Origin of the sequence: Pseudomonas sp. BF-B-26 (genome assembly GCF_019956495.1) — a bacterium.
Classification (GTDB): Bacteria; Pseudomonadota; Gammaproteobacteria; order Pseudomonadales; family Pseudomonadaceae; genus Aquipseudomonas.
In genome coordinates this window covers 71,321-89,323 of the sequence record NZ_JAHBDP010000063.1, presented here as the reverse complement: position 1 = coordinate 89,323, position 18,003 = coordinate 71,321, and the positions used below count along the sequence as shown (strand labels likewise).

Genomic DNA, 18,003 nt, shown 5'->3' with positions numbered 1-18,003 from the left:
CTTGCTCCCGTTCGGCTGCGAAGCAGTCGCAAAGCTTTTGGGGCCGCTGCGCGACCCAACGGGGCGATGCGGCGTTCCGACAAGCCCCCTCGCCACAAGTAAGCCCCTCGTCACAACTGAACGTCTCTCGCTCTTACAAAGTTCCGTTTGCAGGCATTTCGCTATATATTCCGCTATATAGCGTTTACCCCCTCTCGCTGCACTTGCCTACAACGGAGCCGTTTCATGACCATTCGTGCCTCATGTTTTGCCCCCACCTGCCTGGCAACCCTGATCGCAGGGTTCGCTTTCGGGTCCGCCCAGGCGGATGAAGTCCAGGTTGCCGTCGCCGCCAACTTCACTGCGCCGATTCAAGCGATCGCCGCCGATTTCGAAAAAGACACCGGGCATAAACTGGTCGCAGCTTATGGGGCAACCGGCCAGTTCTACACCCAGATCAAGAACGGCGCACCGTTCGAAGTGCTCCTCTCGGCGGATGACACCACCCCGCAAAAACTCGAAACCGAAGGCGACACCGTCAAAGGCTCGCGTTTCACCTACGCCATCGGCACCCTGGCGCTGTGGTCGGCCAAGGAAGGTTACGTCGATGCCAAGGGCAAAGTGTTGAGCGACAACCAGTATCAGCACCTGTCCATCGCCAACCCGAAAGCCGCGCCTTATGGTCTGGCCGCCACTCAGGTGCTGGCCAGGCTGGGCCTGACCGACAAGGTCAAAACCAAGATCGTTGAAGGCCAGAACATCACCCAGGCCTACCAGTTCGTGTCCACCGGCAACGCCGAACTTGGTTTTGTGGCCTTGTCGCAGATCTACAAAGACGGCAAAGTCACCGGCGGTTCGGCCTGGATCGTTCCAGCCGACATGCACGACCCGATCAAACAAGACGCGGTGATCCTCAACAAGGGCAAGGACAACCCGGCTGCCAAGGCGCTGGTTGACTACCTCAAAGGTCCGAAAGCCGCCGCTGTCATCAAATCCTACGGTTACCAACTCTAAATGACGCTATCGAGTGCTGACTTTTCCGCCATCTGGCTGACCCTGAAACTGGCGTCGCTGACGACAGTTATCCTGCTGGTCATCGGCACTCCGATTGCGTTATGGCTGTCGCGCACCCGCTCATGGTTGCGCGGCCCGGTCGGGGCGATCGTCGCCCTGCCCCTGGTACTGCCGCCAACGGTGATTGGCTTTTATCTGTTGCTGGCGCTTGGCCCTAACGGGTTTGTCGGCCACTTCACCCAATCCCTGGGGCTCGGCACCCTCACGTTCAGTTTTGCAGGGCTGGTGATCGGCTCGGTGCTCTACTCGATGCCGTTCGTGGTCCAGCCACTGCAAAATGCTTTTTCCGCCATCGGCACTCGCCCATTGGAGGTGGCCGCGACCTTGCGCGCCAATCCCTGGGACACGTTTTTCAGCGTGATCCTGCCGCTGGCCCGCCCCGGGTTCATCACTGCGGCTATTCTCGGTTTCGCCCACACCGTGGGTGAATTCGGCGTGGTGCTGATGATCGGCGGCAACATTCCCGATAAAACCCGCGTGGTCTCGGTGCAGATCTACGATCACGTCGAAGCCATGGAATACGCCCAAGCCCATTGGCTGGCCGGGGCGATGCTGGTGTTCTCCTTTATGGTGTTGCTGGCGCTTTACTCCAGCCGTAAAACCAAAGCGGGCTGGAGCTGATCGATGATTCATACGCGTCTGAAACTGAAGTATTCAGGGTTCGCCCTGGAGGTGGATCTGCAATTGCCCGGCCGCGGCGTCACGGCACTTTACGGCCATTCCGGTTCGGGCAAGACCACCTGCCTGCGCTGCATTGCTGGCCTGGAGAAGGCCGAGCAGGGTTTCATTCAAGTCAACGATGAAATCTGGCAGGACAGCGACAAGAAGATTTTCGTGCCGCCACACAAACGTGCGCTGGGTTACGTCTTCCAGGAAGCCAGTCTGTTTCCCCATCTGTCGGTGCTGGCCAATCTGGAGTTCGGCCTCAAGCGCATTCCTCGCCCACAGCGACGGGTCGACATGGCTCAAGCGACCGAACTGCTCGGGATCGGCCATTTGCTGGATCGCCATCCGCAGCACCTTTCCGGCGGAGAACGGCAGCGGGTCGGCATCGCCCGCGCCTTGCTCACCAGCCCGAAACTGTTGCTGATGGACGAGCCGCTGGCGGCATTGGATAGTCAGCGCAAAAACGAAATCCTGCCTTACCTGCAACGACTGCATGATGAGCTGGACATCCCGGTGCTGTACGTCAGCCATTCACAGGATGAAGTTGCGCGGTTGGCTGATCACCTCGTTCTGCTCAGCAATGGCAAGGCGCTGGCCAGCGGCGCTATTGGCGAAACGCTGGCCCGTCTCGACCTGCCCCTGGCGCTGGGCGACGACGCCGGCGTGGTGATCGAGGGGCATGTCAGTGCCTATGACCCCGACTATCAGTTGCTGACCCTGCAACTGCCGAACACGACCCTGAACATTCGCGTGGCTCACTCACCGATGACCCCGGGTCAGGCGCTGCGCTGCAAGGTTCAGGCGCGGGATGTCAGCCTGAGCCTGCAAAGCGTCGAGCAAAGCAGCATCCTCAATCGCCTGCCGGTCACCGTGATCAGTGAGTTGGGCGCCGACAACGCCGCCCACGTGCTGATCCGTCTGGACGCTGGCGGCACGCCGCTGCTGGCGCGGATCACCCGCTACTCCCGGGACCAATTGGGCGTGCACCCCAGCCAGCAACTCTGGGCGCAGATCAAGGCGGTGGCGGTGCTGGCGTAAATCCGCTGGCACCACTGCAACAGCGTGCGGTCAATGGCTGTAACGGCCCCTGATCCACCGCCAAGGACTACCGCCATGCCCGATACCGCGCTGCCCGATGTGCTGCCATCCGACCTGCATTACGTCGATGACACCCAGCCCGGCATCACCCGCAAGAAACTGCGCGGCAAGTTCTGCTACTACGACCCTGCGGGTCAGCGCATCACCGATCAAGACGAGATCAAACGCATCAATGCCCTCGCCGTACCGCCGGCCTACACCGATGTGTGGATTTGCGCCGACCCGTGCGGCCATCTGCAAGCCACCGGTCGTGATGCCCGAGGTCGAAAGCAATACCGTTATCACCCGCGCTGGCGAGAGGTGCGTGATGCCGATAAGTACTCACGTTTGCGGGACTTCGGCCTGGCCTTGCCGAAACTGCGCCAACAGCTTGAAACGCTGTTGGCGGCTCCCGGTTTCAGTCGCGACAAGGTCATGGCCACGGTCATCACCTTGCTTGATGCGACGCTGATTCGGGTCGGCAACACCCAGTACGCTCGGGACAACCGCTCCTACGGTCTGACCACCCTGCGCAACCGTCACGTCGAGGTCAACGGCACCGCGATCCAGTTCCAGTTCCGTGGCAAAAGCGGCGTCGAGCACCAGATCACAGTGAAAGACCGACGCCTGGCGCGGATCATCAAACGTTGCCTGGAAATTCCCGGGCAAAACCTGTTTCAGTACCTGGATGAAAACGGTGAGCGACACACCGTCAGCTCCTCCGACGTCAACGCCTACCTGCAAACGCTCACCGGTGCCGACTTCACCGCAAAGGACTACCGAACCTGGGCCGGCAGCGCGTTGGCGTTGGCGGTGTTACGGGAACTGCAATGGGAGCCCGAGTCGGATGCCAAGCGGCATGTGGTGGAGATGGTCAAGAACGTCGCCAAACAACTGGGCAACACCCCGGCCGTCTGCCGCAAGTGCTACATCCACCCGGCGGTGCTCGATGGTTTTCTTTTGGGTACGTTGGCTGAGCTGCCCAAACCTCGAGCACGCAAAGGGCTCAGGGCGGAGGAAGTCGGGCTGGCGGTGTTTTTGGAGAAGATGATTGCAACCGTTGAAGCGACGAACTGACCTGTCTATTTTTTGCACGATCGCAAATGGCTTCTATAGTTGTTGTGAACCTGAATTAGCTGCGGTGACGCCATGGAAGACATTTTCGTTGTGAAGCGATGCAACAAGATCATTATCCATGGTCGCCGAGCCGGAGAAACCGATCATCCACCACCTGACGCCGCTGTCTGGTATCGCATCGCCGATACTCGAACCCGCGGCTTCATCGGGGACGGTTTCGATCGTGAAGAAGACGCCCGGCGCGAATGCCGGCAGCTGAATGCCAGGTCGCAAGTGACGGCCCGACAAGGCTGATGCTACCTGCCTTTCACGGGTCTATACTGAAGAACGGCTGAAGGATTAGCGACCCCATCGGCAGACAGCTCGCTCCCCGCGGGCTTTTTGCTGCCAGTCAAAGGTTTCTTGAACGGAGGTGTTTGCCATGTCCGAAAAAGAGTCCATCACCACACTGCTCACCCTGCTCGACTCCCGTCAGGCTCGCCTGGCAGCGGCATGCAAGGAAATTGCCGACTGGGTCGATCATCAAGGCGGGCACCCGACGGCCCTCAGAATCCGTGATCGTCTGAACGACATCGAGAAGGACACGCCACTGATTCGCAATACGCTGTCGTCGCTCAAACCTGTCGACCCGCCCCTGCCGCGGTTCAGATGATTCGATCTGGACATCCTCAAGGACACGGCCTGATTCAGGACGCATGAACGGCGACCTTATCGTCACCGAGTGCGTCCTTGCGTGAACGCTTTCTGCGGCATCCCCAACCCAGCCTGACGCTGGGCTTTTTTATGTCTGCGCAGCCTGTTTCACGCTGTGTTCACAACTCACGCCCTACAGTGACCGGACTCCTTTGAAGAATCCCCCTGGCCCGCCCGCATGCGGGCCTTTTTTTTGTCCGCATTGCACAGATAACGAACGTTCACCGCACGCTGGAGGTCAAACAATCACACGTCACGAAGGAGGCGTCTGATGGTTACTCACTTCAAAGTCGGCGGGCATCTGGCCTGCGGTCACAAAGGCAGCAAACTCGTTTCAACCAGCGAACTGACCCGGGTGAAATGCAGAAGCTGTCGCAACACCGACGCGTTCAAGGATGCGCGCAAAGAACAGCGCAACGCTGCACGCCGCGCCGCACGCAAAGCCAAAGTTATGCATACCGCCAAAGACTGGCGCGCGGCCTGGGTCGAACGGCTCACCGCCATGGAAGGACGGCAACGATTGCCTCGTGGTTTCACCGGCCAGCCTTTCGTTTAGCTGACAGCATCGGCGGCGGAATCGAGTTCACTCGATCCGGCCGCTGGCGCCATGATTTCCAGCAACGACATGCGTTTGAAGGCCTCGACCCGCAACGCATCGCTGTCGGGGAATACCTGAAGCATCGCATCGGCCAACAACCCGCCCGCAATACGACTCTCCTGCAGTTCCAACGCCATGAGCTGTTTGTCCGCCTGCATCCCGGACCAGGTCGGCCGGCGCGGGACTTTTCCGACTATGTTCGGCGCACGGCTGCTACGGGCGCCTGGGAAAATGAGGGATGAAATCGAAGCAGCTTGGCGGCAAACAGATTTCTCGACTAGGGTTCTATCGAATCGAAATGGCGCCGGCTGCGTTGGCGCGCCTTGATCAAGGAGGAGACCGATGACACCTATTCGTATTGCTGAGAAAACCTATCGCACTTGGTCCAGCCCTATCTTGCTTGAACTCAAAGAAAGAGAGCATCAGCTCGATCCGGCAGCCCGCCAGGCCCTTCAAAATGTCTTGGTCGAGAGAAGGCTTGTCGATACCGGCAACCCTTCTGGCGAAGATCGACGCGGCGCTAATCCAAGGGCTGGCGGCCCGGGTCAATAACTGCCACTGGCTAAAACAGCAAGCCAGTAACAAACAAGGGTTTGCATCAGCTTTCGCTCGCAAGCCCTTGATTTAATAGCATTCATTACGCCTGAATAGACCTGGCGCCCCGCGAGAGGCCACCAGGAAGGGGGGGCGTCAGTGCTGTTGCACAAAGTCCAGAATCAATCGATTGACCTGCTCGGCCGCTTCCATCTGCACCATGTGCGCCTGACCTGGCAGGACCTCGACCTGGGCCTTCAGCCCGGCGCTATGGTTCACCGGAATAATTGCGTCGTCACTGCCCCAGATCAGCAACACCGACTGCTGGCCTTCCTGCACCACATGGCGCAGATCCAGCTGCTGCCGGCCCTCGGTAAACAGGCCCGAAACCAGCATCCTCAATGCCGCGTCCACGCCTTCCAGGCGCTTGTACTTCAGCATGTCTTCGAGCATCTGCCGGTTGACCAGCTCGGGGTTGGAGAACAGTTGCACCAACTGTGGCTTGAGGGCATTGCGGTTGGTAGCCTCGACAAAGCCTTGCAGGTAATCGCCGTTGATGTCCTCGCCCAGACCGGCGCTGCCGATCAAGGTCAGGGAACGGACCCGCTGCGGAGCCAGACGCGCAGTGTTCAGCGACACCGCGCCGCCCATGGAGTGACCCACCAGATGCGCTGCGGGAATGTCCAGGTGATCGAGTAATGCCAGCACCACTGCGCTCAGCTCATCCAGGTCTCCGCGCGCCAGTTGTTTGGTCGACTCGCCATGGCCCGGCAGGTCCAGCGCAATCACCCGGTGGCCGGCGGCTAATGCTTCGTGATTGAACATCCAGTTGTTCAGGTCACCGCCAAAGCCATGTACCAGTACCAACGGCACCCCACCTTCGCCGCGCTCGAAGTAACGGATCAACCGTCCGTCCAGCTCGACCTTTTGCGGTTTCGGCCCGCTGTCTTCCTCGGCACCGTCACCGGGCACGAACGCGGCCTGAAACTGCTCGACCACCGCATCGATTTCCGCCTCGCTGGCTTCGCCGTCGACCACGATGCCGAGCAACGCACCCACCGCCAGGGTTTCATCCTGGCGGGCGATCTGCCGACGAAGTACCCCGGAAAACGGTGCCTCGACACTGCTGGAAATTTTGTCGGTTTCGACATCCAGCACTTCGTCGCCCTTGGCGATAGCCTGGCCCTCCTCCTTGAGCCAGACATCGACCCGGCCCTCGGTCATGGACAGGCCCCACTTGGGCATAGTCAGGGTATGGATCTGGCTCATGAACGCTTGCTCCACTCAATCAGCTTGAGCACGGCGCTTTCGATCTTCGCCGCGTCGGGAATGTAGAGGTCCTCCAGGGCATCAGAGAACGGCACCGGCGTGTGCGGCGCAGTCACCATCTCGATCGGCGCCTTGAGCGAGGCGAAAGCTTTTTGCGCCACCAGGGCCGAGATGTCAGTGGCCATGGAACAGCGCGGGTTGGCTTCGTCGATCACCACCAGGCGCCCGGTCTTTTCCACGCTTTCGAGAATGCTGTCTTCGTCCAATGGGCTGGTGGTGCGCAGGTCGATCACCTCGCAGTCGATGCCGCGCGCGGCCAGATTGCGGGCGGCGTCCATCGCAGTGTTGACGGTGCGGCCATAGGAGACCAGCGTCACGTCCTTGCCATCACGCAGGAAGTTGGCTTCGCCGAAGGGGATGGTATAGAGCTCTTCCGGTACTTCGCCCTGCATGCTGTAGAGCATTTTGTGTTCACAGAAGATCACCGGGTCATTGTCGCGGATGGCCTGGATCAGCAGACCTTTGGCGTCATAAGGCGACGACGGGCAAACCACTTTCAGCCCTGGAATGTGGGTCCACAAGGAGGTCAGCATCTGCGAGTGCTGGGCGGCGGCCCGCAACCCGGCGCCGACCATCGTGCGGATCACCAGTGGCGTGGAGGCTTTGCCACCGAACATGTAGCGAAACTTGGCCGCCTGATTGAGGATCTGGTCCAGGCAGCAACCGGCGAAGTCGACGAACATCAACTCACACACCGGGCGCACACCACAGGTCGCGGCGCCCACTGCAGCACCGACATAACCCAACTCCGACAATGGCGTGTCCAGCACTCGCCCAGGGAATTGATGATAGAGGCCCTTGGTCACGCCCAGCACTCCGCCCCAGGCGTCGTTTTCACCGGGGGCACCGGCACCGCCGGCGACGTCCTCACCCATGATGAACACGCTGGGGTCGCGGCGCATTTCCTGGGCCAGCGCTTCGTTGATTGCCTGCTGATAACTGATTTTTCTCGCCATGATGAAGGTCTCGATTCTTGTTATAGGGGCGTGTTCAGGGATAGGAAACGTAGACGTCAGAGAGCAGATCGGCCGCGCTCGGTTTGGGGTCGGACTTGGCCTTGCGCACGGCGTTCTCGATCAGCAGGTCGACCTCGCTGTCGATCTGGTCCAACTGGCTGGCCTGCAGCCGCCCGGCGCGGAGAGTGCGCTCGCGAAACTGCATCAAGCAGTCGTTGTGCTCGCGGAAATGCTTGACCTCGTCCGGCGCCCGATAGGTCTGGGCGTCGCCCTCAAAGTGACCGTAATAACGAGTCAGCTTGACCTCGATCAGGGACGGGCCCTCCCCGGCCCGGGCTCGCTCCACGGCGGCACCGGCGGCTTCGTGAACGGCAAAGAAGTCGAAGCCGTCCACCGTGACCCCGGGCATGCCGAAACCGGCAGCGCGGTCGGCGATGTGATCGCAGGCCACCGACCAGTTGGAGGCCGTGGCTTCGGCGTAACCATTGTTCTCGGCAATGAACAGGCACGGCAGATTCCACACTGAGGCCATGTTCATCGCTTCGAACACCGCCCCTTCGTTGGAGCCGCCGTCACCGAAAAACACCACCGCAACGCTGTCAGTCCCCTTGAGTTTGGCGGCCAGGGCCGCGCCTACGATCAGCGGCGCACCGGCCCCCACAATGCCGTTGGCACCGAGCATGCCCTTCTCGAAATCGGCGATGTGCATGGAGCCACCCTTACCTTGGCAGACCCCGGTTTTCTTGCCGTAAATCTCGGCCATCATCCCGTACACATCGACACCTTTGGCGATGCAGTGGCCGTGACCACGGTGGTTGGAGGCAATGCAATCGTCATCACCCAAGTGGGCCATGACGCCGGCGGCTGAAGCTTCTTCACCGGCATACAGATGGACGAAACCGGGAATCTCGCCGGTGGCGAATTCCACGTGCAGGCGCTCTTCAAAGACGCGGATGGTGCGCATCACCTGATAGGCATGCAGCAATTGATCAGCGGTCAGCTGTGTCGACATTTTTATTCTCCAGGGTGTCTTGAGGCTCAAGTTTCAAGGTGCAAGGTTCAAAGGGTGTTGCGGGTGTTCACGGCCGATGGCCAGAAGTCGTTGTTGCGCGGCATAGGCCAGGGTCGCGTTGACGTCGATGCTCAGCGGACCACCGGCATCGAGGGTGACCGTGGGCCGGTCATGGGCGTTGAATTCGATCTCGCGCTCGCCATCCAGAGCCAGGGTGCCGCTGGCCAGGCACAAACCATGAGCGACGCCGGGTTCAAGGCTTGCGGCAGCGAGTACGCCGCAGCCTTGCAACAGGCCGGGAGCCAAAGGCACCAGCAGTGCTTCTGGAGATTGCGCATCGAGGCGCATCCAGGCCCCGCCCGGAGCCTGACGTGACACGGGAAACCACAAGCCGCAAAGGGCCGAGATGCCAATGGACTGCGGTTCAGCGAAAGTCACAAACACCTCGGCCAGATCGGCTCCGCGACTGATGGCCCGGGCGCCGACGAAGGGCAGCGAGGACACCGCCACGTCCACCAGGGCCATCTCGCACAGGCCACGACTCGGCTCGCGCACCAGCAAGCGTTTGTTGCGGCGCAAGGCGATCTCGGGCGGGATCCGCCCACTGACAAACAGCCCGCCGGCCAACCCGGCGCTAGTGGCTTCACGCAGTTCCGGGAAGGCGTTGTTGGTGCCGGTGGACAGGGTCAGCAGCGGAATGTCGCCGACTTCGGCGGCCACCGCCTTGTGAGTACCGTCGCCGCCCAGCACCGCGATCAGGGCAACGCCGCGTTCGGCCATCCAGCGCGCCGCGTGACGGGTGTCCTCGACACTTTGGCGAAGGGTCAGGTCGAGGAACTCAAGGGCCGGCCAGTGACTGCTGCGAGCCTGACGACCGTGGCTGTTTTTCAGCACGGCGGCGGCGATGCCGGTCATGTCGGTGGGCATCAGCACCCGCTCGATGCCGGTGGCGCCAAACGCAGCCAGCAAGCGCTGGATCACCGAGACCTTGTCGGTGCTGGAAAACAGCCCGGCGTTGGCGGTCAGGCGCCGCACGTCCCGACCGGATGCCGGGTTGGCGATGATGCCGACAGTCAGCGGCGCACGACTCATGTCGCCACCACGGGCAGAACAGGGAAAGGGGCTGGGCAGGACATCGGGCACCTCTTTTTATTTTTGGGTTGCCAGTCGGGCTGGTTGCCAGAGCTAGAGCAAGGCCGGTGCCAGATCTGCAAAAACACCTGCAAAACCCCGTCGTAGAGCGCTCCAGCGAGAACCTGAGGGTGCTCGGAATCAAGCCCGAATGAGACGCGTCATGTCAGGCTGCACGAGGTGGCGGCGAGACCGTGAGACGTTGCGTCTCACCACCAGCCGTGAGTGACCTGACGCTTGTCCGGGGCCAATGAACGGCGCTTAATAGCCGCACAACTAAAAGAAGATAGAACCGGAGGCCTTAATGCTTTCCGCACACTCGAAGGCGCATGTGGATTGCGTCAGCCGTGTTTTGAAAAATGCCGAACACCTGCCGCAGTTGCCTGTGCCGGGCTTGATACTCGACTCCTGGCGCCGCTCCATGGAGCAACACCATCTGGACCCTGGCTCATTGCAAGGGCCACGGATCCTTTCGCAGAACGTGTTGCAGGAGTGCCGCGAGCGCTCCGAGTTGTTCCTGCGCATTGCCAGCGAAGAAGTCGCCCGCCTCCACGGTCGCGTGCGTGACGCTAACTACTGCGTGCTGCTCACCGATGCCCAGGGTCAGACCATCGACTATCGCGTGGAAACCTCCATCCGCAATGACTGCCGTAAAGCCGGTCTGTACTTGGGCACCTGCTGGTCAGAAGGCGAAGAAGGCACCTGTGGCGTGGCTGCGGTGCTGACAGCGAGAACACCGATCACGGTGCACAAACGCGATCACTTTCGCGCCGCGTTCATCGGCCTTACCTGCTCGGCCGCGCCGGTCTTCGACCCGCGCGGCGAATTGCTCGGAGTGCTCGACGTGTCCGCGGTGAGTTCCCCGGACGACCGCCGTTCCCAACATTTAATCCGGCAGATGGTGGTGCAGAGCGCACGGGAAATCGAACAGGCGTTTTTCATGAACAGTGCCCAGGGTTACTGGGTGCTGCGCGCCCACAACAGCCCGGGCTATGTCGACAGCCAACCCGATTACTTGCTCGCCTGGGATGATGACGGCCGTTTGCAGGCACTCAACCCAGCGGCGCGGCAATTGCTGCTGCAAAGCTTTGGCCAACTGCCGGAACACATCGGCCAGGTGTTCGATCAGCAGTTGTTGCATCGGGCCAGCGACGAATCGCTCTGCGTGCTTCACGGCCAAGGTGGTCACCCTGCGCTGCACGGGCGCCTCCGCGGGCCACGTCGGGTGAAACGCAACCCATCGCGCCCGGTATTGACACCCGCCGAGCTCGATCCGCGACTGGAAGAAAGCCTGCGCCTTGCAGTGCGGGTCAAAGACCGCAACCTGCCGGTGCTGATCCAGGGCGAGACCGGCTCCGGCAAAGAAGTCTTCGCCCGTCAGTTACATCAGGCCAGCCAGCGCCGTGAGCGTCCGTTCGTTGCAGTGAACTGCGCGGCGATCCCGGAGAACCTGATCGAAAGCGAATTATTTGGCTATGTCGCCGGTGCCTTCACGGGCGCCTCGAGCAAGGGCATGCAAGGTCTGCTGGAGCAAGCCGACGGCGGCACGCTGTTTCTCGATGAAATCGGCGACATGCCCCTGCCCTTGCAAACCCGCCTGCTGCGGGTTCTGGCCGAAGGTGAAGTGGCGCCACTGGGCGCTTCACGGCGCAAAGCGATCGACCTTCAGGTCATCTGCGCAAGTCACCGCGATCTGGAAGCACTGGTCGCTGCGGGCGAGTTTCGCGAGGACCTGTACTTTCGTTTGAGTGGAGCCCGCTTCCAGTTACCGCCGCTACGCGAACGCAGTGACCGCCTGGCGCTGATCAACCGGATTCTCGATGAGGAATCGACGCTTTGCGCAGAATCCATGCAACTGGGAGGCGCGGCGCTGGAATGCCTGCTTGGCTACCGCTGGCCAGGTAACGTTCGCCAGTTACGCCACGTGCTGCGTTATGCCTGCGCGGTGTGCGATACAAACCTGATTCAGGTCAGCCATTTGCCCGAACAACTGCAAGGCCACCGGCTTAATGGCCCAAGCGCCGGCGCCACCGTTGATTGCTGCGCGAGCCCGGAACGCCAGACACTGCTCGATGCCCTGGTGCGTCACCGCTGGAAACCCACCGCCGCCGCCAAGGCTTTGGGCATTTCCCGGGCAACTCTGTATCGCCGGGTGCATCAGCACGGCATTGACATGCCTGGTAGAAGCCAGGCGGAATGACCATGGACCGGTGGCCGACGTGAAGCCGTCCTCAGGACCTTAAAGCTTGAACTGCGCTACCAGGGCATTGAAGGAGACGGCCAGCCGCGACAGTTCCTGGCTCGAAGCGCTGGTCTGGTTGGCATCCGCAGCGGTCTGGGTCGAGAGGTCCTGGATGTTCAGCAAGTTACGGTCCACCTCACGGGCGACCTGGGCCAGTTCCTGGGTGTTGGTGGCCAGCGACAGGCTCTTGCCCATGGCAGTGACGGCCCCATTAGCGCCCGATTGCACGGTACTGATCATGCCTTCGATTTCTACGGTCGAGGCTTGGGTGCGGTGGGCGAGCGCGTGCACTTCATCGGCCACCACCGCAAACCCACGCCCCTGTTCGCCAGCACGGGGGCTTCGATGGCAGCGTTGAGCGCCAACAGGTTGGTCTGTTCGGCAATGCTGCGGATCACGTCCAGTACCTTGCTGACGTCTCGAATGTGCCCGGCCAGTTCGGTCGCCGTCTCAGTCGACTCCTACGTCCATTGAACGTTTGACGGCACTTACCGACAGTATGGACGGGGCCGCTTTGCTCATCCTGTCGGGCCAACACTTGGGTTTTCTGCCGCAGTTTTACGGTGCCAAGCATGAAGCATTAGGGCAGTTGCACTCACTTAACCCTGAGCAGTTGCGCTATGAGGTTGTCTTTCATGCAGCGGTTCGACACTCGACTCGCCAGAGTGAGCTGGTGAGCTGGTGAGCTGGTGAGCAGCTTCTTGACAGAGTTGATCGACATTTTTGGGGCGAAATCGGTCAGCGCCTGACCACTTGATTTGACTAACTCCGACTCAATTATCGCGGCGCAACAGCGAGGAACTCGCCCGCACCTGCAACTGCGGCGCAAGGATGATCGACTCTGCGGCCTCTCCCTTGATGCGTTTGAGCAGCAACTCCACCGCATGCCGCCCCATCTGTGCCATCTGCAGGCGCACGCTGGTCAGTGGAACGATGAGTTCATTGGCTAGCGGGATGTCGTTGAAGCCGACGACGGCAATGTCCTTGCCCGGCTGCAACCCTTTGTCGCGGGCGGCGCCCATCAGGCCAATGGCAAGGAAGTCGTTGACCGCGAAAAACGCCTGAGGGCGTGGGTTGAGCCCCAGCAGATACTCGCCTTGTCGGTGTCCGGTGTGGCTGTCAAAAGGACCATTGAGGATCCACTCCGGGCGCAGGGCGACGCCTTGTTCACGGTAATAGCGGATGAATCCGCGGGTACGATCAGCCCCGGTGGACGCATGCCGTTCACCCGCCAGGATCGCCACATCGCGACAACCCAGCTGATACAAATGTTCGGCCGCCAACCAGCCGCCCAATTCGTCGTCGCTGGCCGCCGAGAGGTGCCCTGCAATCTGCCGGCTGACCAGCACGTAGGGAATGTGCTTGCGTGCGAGCAGATCGAGTAAGGGCTGGTTTTCACCCACGTGCGAGTCGCCCACGATCAGCCCGGCCACTGAGCGGCGCAAGGCGTGCTCGGCACGTGCCAGTTGGCGCGGCTGCAGGTCGTCGGTATTGGAGACGAACGTGAGGTAGCCGGCCTCCTCCGCCGCGCTGTCGATGCTGTCATAAATGGTCGCCATCACCAGGTCGGTGAGGCGTGGCATGAGTACGCAGATCTCCTGGCTTTTGCGCAATTTCAGGTTGGATGCCTGCGTGTTCGGCCGATAATCCAGCTCCTTGGCCAGCGCACGAATACGCTCCACCACCTCAGCCGACGCCGCTCGCTCGACCCCGGTCGGGTCGCCATTGAGCACCCGCGACACCGTGGAGACGTGCAACCCGAGTGCAGTCGCCATGGACTTCAGGGTGGCGGGACGAGATTGATTCGGCATGTTTGAGAGTCTTCCAACCGTGCATTATTCAGCGCGCGATTCTACCTCAATCAGGCCTCCTTCCCGGAAAAAAAACCTTTACCCAAACGATTGACTAAAGCTATTCCTGTATCTACATTTCGGCAACCCAAACGTTTGGGTAACACAATAAAAATACGCCGGACGCGGCCGACTTTTTGACTTCTGCCATCATTTTGAAGAGTCAGATCCCTATGAAGAGCGCAGCTATTCCGTCTTTCCGCTACCAGATTTTCTTCCTGATCATGCTGATGGCACTGCTCAACTACATTGACCGCGGCGCGATTGCCTATGCCTCGGCGAGCATTCTCCCGGAGTACGGTTTCGACAAGGCCGACTGGGGCAAGGTCCTGGGTTATTTCGGTTACGGCTACATCCTCGGGGCGTTGACGGGCGGCATCCTGGCCGACCACTTTGGCGCCAAGCGCATCTGGCTGATTGCGGGTGCCACCTGGTCGATTTTCGAGATCGCCACCGCGTTTGCCGGTGACCTCGGGCTGGCATTCATGGGAGGCTCGGCCATGGCCAGTTTCGCCACTATCCGCGTGCTGTTCGGCTTTGCCGAAGGCCCGGCCTACTCGGTGATCAACAAGAGCGTGGCCAACTGGGCCACGCCCAAGGAGCGCGGCTTCGTAGTCTCGGTTGGACTGCTCAGCACACCACTGGGCGCGCTGCTCACCGCCCCGGTAGCGGTAGGTCTGCAAACCCTGACTGGCGGCTGGCGCAGCATGTTCGTGGTGCTGGGCGTGGTCAGTCTGGCGCTGCTGATTTTCTTCATGACGCGCTTCACCAACACCCCCGATGAGAACCCGCGAGTGTCCAAGGCCGAACTCGATTTCCTGCGACGGGAACGCGCCTCTGCAGCCAATGCTTCAACCCCGACCACCAGCGTTGCGCCGGTATGGCATTTCTTCAAGAACAAGGATCTGTTACTCAATGCGGTCGGTTACTTCTCGTTCGTGTACGTGACGTTCCTGCTGCTGACCTGGACCCCCAAATACCTGCAGGACGAGTTCCACTACAACCTGTCGTCGCTGTGGTACATGGGCATGATTCCGTGGACCGGCGCCTGCTTCACCGTGCTACTGGGCGGCAAGATCTCCGACCTGCTTTTGCGCCGCACCGGCAACCTGAAGGTGGCACGCAGCTGGCTGGCCGCGACCTGCCTGCTGTTGACCACGCTCTGTTTCATACTGGTATCGCAGGCCCAGACCGTATGGGGTGTGATTGCCCTGATGACCCTGGCCAACGCCCTCAACGCGCTGCCCAACTCGGTTTACTGGGCCGTGGTGATCGACACCGCGCCGTCCAACCGGGTCGGTGCCTACAGCGGCATGACCCATTTCATCGCCAACACCGCTTCGTTCATCGCGCCAATGCTGACCGGCTACCTGACCGTGCGCTATGGCTACTCGTCGATGTTCGTGGCAGCGGCGGTAGCCACTGCACTGGGCATGAGCGCGATGCTGATGGTGCGTCCCGGCAGTCGGCAATCCAGCCCTTCCCCTTTATCCGCAGCAGTTTGATGGAGTTGTTTGTATGAGCCTGGCGGAACCTACTCACGTTGGATCTTTTTTTGGTCAATCAGTCATCGCGCTGGCCGAGCGCCTGCGCACGGGCAGCCTGACGAGCGTCGAGCTGACCCAAGCAGCCCTGGACAGCATCGAGCGCCTGAATCCGACCTTGAACGCCTTCGTTCATGTCGATGCACCCGTGGCGCTGGCCCAGGCGCGCAAGGCCGACGAGCTGTTCGCCCAGGGCCTGGACCTGGGCCCGCTGCACGGCATACCGGTGGCGATCAAAGACAATATTGACACGTTCGACTATGTCACCACCTACGGCTCTGCTCATTTCGCAGGCTTCAAGCCGAGCCGCGATGCGCTGTGCGTGCAACGTCTACGCGAGGCCGGTGCGGTGATTGTCGGCAAGACCTTGACCCACGAATTCGCCTACGGCCCGACCGGCGACCGCTCGCTGCAAGGCGCGGCACGTAACCCCTGGGATGCCAGTTGCATCACTGGCGGCTCCAGCGCTGGCAGCGCCGCTGCGGTGGCCAGCGGCATGGTGCCGCTGGCGCTGGGCACCGACACCGGCGGATCGATCCGTATTCCGGCGGCGTTGTGCGGAGTGGTCGGCTTCAAGCCATCGTTTGCCAGTGTGCCGCTGGAAGGGGTGTTCCCGCTGGCGTCGAGCCTCGACCATGTGGGCCCGATCGCCAACCACGTCGAGGATGCACGACTACTGTTCGAAGTGGTGGCTGGGCGAGCTTGTGCGCCGGAGGCCACCCCTCGACCGTTGCGGGTTGGCTGGATCACCACCGGCAGCTTCGGCCCGGTCGACGCCGAGCTGGATCGACAGGCATACCAGGCGGCGCAGCAGCTGTTTGGCGAGGCGCTAAAGGATACTGCTGAACTGGAACCACTGGCGGCCGGAATGAAAGACACCTTGCTGGTGCTGCAACGCGCCGAGGCCTTCGATGTGCATGCCGAGCGCATGCAGGATGCACCGCACACGTTCGAGCAGGAGGTGCGCGAGCGCCTCGAATTGTCGCGTGAAGTCAGGGGCTGGCAATACATCCGCGCACAAGCCAGCCAAGCACGGTTCAAGGTGGCGATGGCTCGCTTGTTCGAGTGCTATGACTTTCTTGTCTCGCCCAGCGTGCCGATTACCGCGCCAGCGGTCGATGCGCGCGAGGTCCGGGTTGGTGAGCAGGACATCGATGTGCGCGCCGCGTTGCTCAGCCATACCAGTGCCTGGAATCTCACCGGGCTGCCTGCGATCAGCCTGCCGGTGGGGCTGGTAAGGGGGATGCCGGTGGGGCTGCAGGTGATTGGCGCCGCGGGAGAGGATGATCGTTTGTTGCGGGTGATGGCGCAGCGATTCGTACGGGACTAGGTACCCGCCTCGGACTTCATAGCCTCAACCACATAATTGAGCCAACCGCTGGCGGTGCCGGGGCGATAAACCAGCACCACCTGTTGGGTGCAGGAGAACGGGTTGTCAGTCAGATCGAGTCGCAACAGCTGAAGTTCGGCCAGCGCATAGTCCGGTAGGTAAGCCAGAGCCAAACCCGCACGCACAAGGCCGTCGACCAAAAGAAGGTCATCGCTGCGGTAGCGGATGATGCGCGGTTGCTGATCGTCACGCCAACCGTCGGTGGCCGGCCCACCTTGCAGTCCGCGAAACGGCGGCTGTGCAGGTACCACGAAGGGGTATTTCAGAACCTCGGTCACCGTGGCGCGCGGGCCGCTGGCTGAGAGGGCGAGCGGATGGTTTGCGCCGACAGCCACTTCAAAGCGGGTTAGTCCGATGTTCAGTGCACGATGGCGCGGGTCGAGCGCCCCTAGGGCTGCCGTGGTTACCAGTGCCAGATCCGCCTCACCGCGGGCCAAGGCACTGAGCGCTTCGTCTTCCTTCTCGTTGCCGAAAGCCACTTGAGCGCCGGGAAAACGTTCGCCGATCAAACTGGCTATCCGCCGCCCCCAATTCAGCTGCAACAGCGCCGGCCCGGAGATCCGGCAGTGGAAACTACCGCGAGTCCCTAGAAACTCACTGCGCATCTGGTCGGCACTGGCCATCAGCGCCGCAGCCCGATCAAGCAAGCGCGCGCCGTCGGCATTCAAGCGCAGATTGCGCCCTTGGCGGTCGAACAGCGTGGTCTGCAAGGCTTGCTCCAGTCTCTTCAGCCCCTTGGACAGAGCACTCGGGCTCAAGTGCAGTTCCCAAGCGGCATCGGACAGATTTTGGTGGCGCGCAAGGGCCAGGAATTGGCGCAGGGTCGCTAGATCGAATGTTTCCATTTACTC

The 18,003-nt window shown here is 61.2% G+C and carries 17 protein-coding genes and 3 pseudogenes; 12 read left to right on the top strand and 8 right to left on the bottom strand.

Annotated features, from left to right (window positions below; genetic code table 11):
- Window positions 1–225 precede the first annotated feature (225 nt).
- The 7 genes from modA to KGB03_RS10445 all read left to right on the top strand — a co-directional run bounded on the left by modA (window position 226) and on the right by KGB03_RS10445 (window position 5,122).
- Window positions 226–993, top strand: coding sequence for a molybdate ABC transporter substrate-binding protein (modA, locus tag KGB03_RS10475; protein WP_223527027.1), 768 nt, complete (start codon window positions 226–228; stop codon window positions 991–993).
- Entirely contained in the window at window positions 994–1,674 is a 681-nt protein-coding gene (modB, locus tag KGB03_RS10470; protein ID WP_008153716.1) for a molybdate ABC transporter permease subunit, read from the top strand.
- A 3-nt stretch (window positions 1,675–1,677) separates the two neighbouring features.
- Window positions 1,678–2,757 (top strand): molybdenum ABC transporter ATP-binding protein, encoded by a 1,080-nt coding sequence (gene modC, locus KGB03_RS10465; protein ID WP_218538888.1) that lies wholly within the window; start codon window positions 1,678–1,680, stop codon window positions 2,755–2,757.
- Between the two features lie 75 nt (window positions 2,758–2,832).
- Window positions 2,833–3,873, top strand: coding sequence for a DNA topoisomerase IB (locus tag KGB03_RS10460; protein WP_218538889.1), 1,041 nt, complete (start codon window positions 2,833–2,835; stop codon window positions 3,871–3,873).
- Window positions 3,874–3,945: 72 nt separating this feature from the next.
- Complete coding sequence (locus KGB03_RS10455; RefSeq protein WP_111450131.1) at window positions 3,946–4,167, top strand: hypothetical protein; 222 nt, start codon at window positions 3,946–3,948, stop codon at window positions 4,165–4,167.
- Window positions 4,168–4,294: 127 nt separating this feature from the next.
- Window positions 4,295–4,525: a hypothetical protein gene (locus KGB03_RS10450; RefSeq protein WP_007946177.1), complete on the top strand. Its 231-nt coding sequence runs from the start codon at window positions 4,295–4,297 to the stop codon at window positions 4,523–4,525.
- A 312-nt stretch (window positions 4,526–4,837) separates the two neighbouring features.
- Complete coding sequence (locus tag KGB03_RS10445; RefSeq protein WP_223527026.1) at window positions 4,838–5,122, top strand: hypothetical protein; 285 nt, start codon at window positions 4,838–4,840, stop codon at window positions 5,120–5,122.
- Here the strand turns inward: KGB03_RS10445 and KGB03_RS10440 are convergent.
- Window positions 5,119–5,340 (bottom strand): annotated as a pseudogene (locus KGB03_RS10440) (TetR/AcrR family transcriptional regulator); the annotation flags it as partial. The gene KGB03_RS10445 and the pseudogene KGB03_RS10440 sit on opposite strands and share 4 nt — an antisense overlap.
- A gap of 166 nt (window positions 5,341–5,506) precedes the next feature.
- Between KGB03_RS10440 and KGB03_RS10435 the strand changes: the two are divergent.
- Window positions 5,507–5,716 (top strand): hypothetical protein, encoded by a 210-nt coding sequence (locus KGB03_RS10435; RefSeq protein WP_223527025.1) that lies wholly within the window; start codon window positions 5,507–5,509, stop codon window positions 5,714–5,716.
- Window positions 5,717–5,854: 138 nt separating this feature from the next.
- On the opposite strand, the gene KGB03_RS10430 is transcribed toward KGB03_RS10435, so the two are convergent.
- From KGB03_RS10430 to KGB03_RS10415, 4 genes are read right to left on the bottom strand one after another with little or no spacing between them, the layout of a single operon-like run.
- Window positions 5,855–6,967 carry an acetoin dehydrogenase dihydrolipoyllysine-residue acetyltransferase subunit gene (locus tag KGB03_RS10430; protein ID WP_223527024.1) on the bottom strand — a complete coding sequence of 371 codons (1,113 nt, stop codon included), beginning with the start codon at window positions 6,965–6,967 and terminating at the stop codon, window positions 5,855–5,857.
- Window positions 6,964–7,983 (bottom strand): alpha-ketoacid dehydrogenase subunit beta, encoded by a 1,020-nt coding sequence (locus tag KGB03_RS10425; protein WP_054597393.1) that lies wholly within the window; start codon window positions 7,981–7,983, stop codon window positions 6,964–6,966. Before KGB03_RS10425 ends, KGB03_RS10430 begins: the two co-directional genes overlap by 4 nt.
- Window positions 7,984–8,017: 34 nt before the next feature.
- Window positions 8,018–8,995, bottom strand: coding sequence for a thiamine pyrophosphate-dependent dehydrogenase E1 component subunit alpha (locus KGB03_RS10420; protein WP_218538893.1), 978 nt, complete (start codon window positions 8,993–8,995; stop codon window positions 8,018–8,020).
- A 33-nt stretch (window positions 8,996–9,028) separates the two neighbouring features.
- Window positions 9,029–10,087 carry an ATP-NAD kinase family protein gene (locus KGB03_RS10415; RefSeq protein WP_218538894.1) on the bottom strand — a complete coding sequence of 353 codons (1,059 nt, stop codon included), beginning with the start codon at window positions 10,085–10,087 and terminating at the stop codon, window positions 9,029–9,031.
- Window positions 10,088–10,430: 343 nt separating this feature from the next.
- Here KGB03_RS10415 and KGB03_RS10410 point away from each other — a divergent pair, with 343 nt between their 5' ends.
- Window positions 10,431–12,326 carry a sigma-54-dependent Fis family transcriptional regulator gene (locus tag KGB03_RS10410; RefSeq protein WP_218538895.1) on the top strand — a complete coding sequence of 632 codons (1,896 nt, stop codon included), beginning with the start codon at window positions 10,431–10,433 and terminating at the stop codon, window positions 12,324–12,326.
- A gap of 39 nt (window positions 12,327–12,365) precedes the next feature.
- On the opposite strand, the pseudogene KGB03_RS10405 reads toward KGB03_RS10410, so the two are convergent.
- Window positions 12,366–12,775 (bottom strand): annotated as a pseudogene (locus tag KGB03_RS10405) (methyl-accepting chemotaxis protein); the annotation flags it as partial.
- Between the two features lie 38 nt (window positions 12,776–12,813).
- On the opposite strand from KGB03_RS10405, the pseudogene KGB03_RS10400 reads away from it, so the two are divergent.
- A pseudogene (locus KGB03_RS10400) lies at window positions 12,814–13,117 on the top strand (LysR family transcriptional regulator); the annotation flags it as partial.
- Window positions 13,118–13,141: 24 nt separating this feature from the next.
- Here KGB03_RS10400 and KGB03_RS10395 read toward each other — a convergent pair.
- Entirely contained in the window at window positions 13,142–14,179 is a 1,038-nt protein-coding gene (locus KGB03_RS10395) for a LacI family DNA-binding transcriptional regulator (RefSeq protein ID WP_218538896.1), read from the bottom strand.
- Window positions 14,180–14,391: 212 nt separating this feature from the next.
- On the opposite strand from KGB03_RS10395, the gene KGB03_RS10390 reads away from it, so the two are divergent.
- Both KGB03_RS10390 and KGB03_RS10385 read left to right on the top strand, forming a co-directional pair.
- Window positions 14,392–15,723, top strand: coding sequence for an MFS transporter (locus KGB03_RS10390; RefSeq protein ID WP_223527023.1), 1,332 nt, complete (start codon window positions 14,392–14,394; stop codon window positions 15,721–15,723).
- A 13-nt stretch (window positions 15,724–15,736) separates the two neighbouring features.
- Window positions 15,737–17,092, top strand: a complete 1,356-nt coding sequence (locus KGB03_RS10385; RefSeq protein WP_218538898.1) for an amidase — start codon at window positions 15,737–15,739, stop codon at window positions 17,090–17,092.
- Here KGB03_RS10385 and KGB03_RS10380 read toward each other — a convergent pair.
- Window positions 17,089–17,997 (bottom strand): LysR family transcriptional regulator, encoded by a 909-nt coding sequence (locus KGB03_RS10380; RefSeq protein ID WP_218538899.1) that lies wholly within the window; start codon window positions 17,995–17,997, stop codon window positions 17,089–17,091. The genes KGB03_RS10385 and KGB03_RS10380 overlap by 4 nt on opposite strands.
- Window positions 17,998–18,003 lie beyond the last annotated feature (6 nt).

Excerpts from the sequence above, each read along its gene's own strand:
- modA (WP_223527027.1), top strand. The coding sequence starts at position 226 with ATGACCATTCGTGCCTCATGTTTTGCCCCCACCTGCCTGGCAACCCTG.
- modB (WP_008153716.1), top strand. The coding sequence starts at position 994 with ATGACGCTATCGAGTGCTGACTTTTCCGCCATCTGGCTGACCCTGAAA.
- modC (WP_218538888.1), top strand. The coding sequence starts at position 1,678 with ATGATTCATACGCGTCTGAAACTGAAGTATTCAGGGTTCGCCCTGGAG.
- KGB03_RS10460 (WP_218538889.1), top strand. The coding sequence starts at position 2,833 with ATGCCCGATACCGCGCTGCCCGATGTGCTGCCATCCGACCTGCATTAC.
- KGB03_RS10455 (WP_111450131.1), top strand. The coding sequence starts at position 3,946 with ATGGAAGACATTTTCGTTGTGAAGCGATGCAACAAGATCATTATCCAT.
- KGB03_RS10450 (WP_007946177.1), top strand. The coding sequence starts at position 4,295 with ATGTCCGAAAAAGAGTCCATCACCACACTGCTCACCCTGCTCGACTCC.
- KGB03_RS10445 (WP_223527026.1), top strand. The coding sequence starts at position 4,838 with ATGGTTACTCACTTCAAAGTCGGCGGGCATCTGGCCTGCGGTCACAAA.
- KGB03_RS10435 (WP_223527025.1), top strand. The coding sequence starts at position 5,507 with ATGACACCTATTCGTATTGCTGAGAAAACCTATCGCACTTGGTCCAGC.
- KGB03_RS10430 (WP_223527024.1), bottom strand. The coding sequence starts at position 6,967 with ATGAGCCAGATCCATACCCTGACTATGCCCAAGTGGGGCCTGTCCATG.
- KGB03_RS10425 (WP_054597393.1), bottom strand. The coding sequence starts at position 7,983 with ATGGCGAGAAAAATCAGTTATCAGCAGGCAATCAACGAAGCGCTGGCC.
- KGB03_RS10420 (WP_218538893.1), bottom strand. The coding sequence starts at position 8,995 with ATGTCGACACAGCTGACCGCTGATCAATTGCTGCATGCCTATCAGGTG.
- KGB03_RS10415 (WP_218538894.1), bottom strand. The coding sequence starts at position 10,087 with ATGAGTCGTGCGCCGCTGACTGTCGGCATCATCGCCAACCCGGCATCC.
- KGB03_RS10410 (WP_218538895.1), top strand. The coding sequence starts at position 10,431 with ATGCTTTCCGCACACTCGAAGGCGCATGTGGATTGCGTCAGCCGTGTT.
- KGB03_RS10395 (WP_218538896.1), bottom strand. The coding sequence starts at position 14,179 with ATGCCGAATCAATCTCGTCCCGCCACCCTGAAGTCCATGGCGACTGCA.
- KGB03_RS10390 (WP_223527023.1), top strand. The coding sequence starts at position 14,392 with ATGAAGAGCGCAGCTATTCCGTCTTTCCGCTACCAGATTTTCTTCCTG.
- KGB03_RS10385 (WP_218538898.1), top strand. The coding sequence starts at position 15,737 with ATGAGCCTGGCGGAACCTACTCACGTTGGATCTTTTTTTGGTCAATCA.
- KGB03_RS10380 (WP_218538899.1), bottom strand. The coding sequence starts at position 17,997 with ATGGAAACATTCGATCTAGCGACCCTGCGCCAATTCCTGGCCCTTGCG.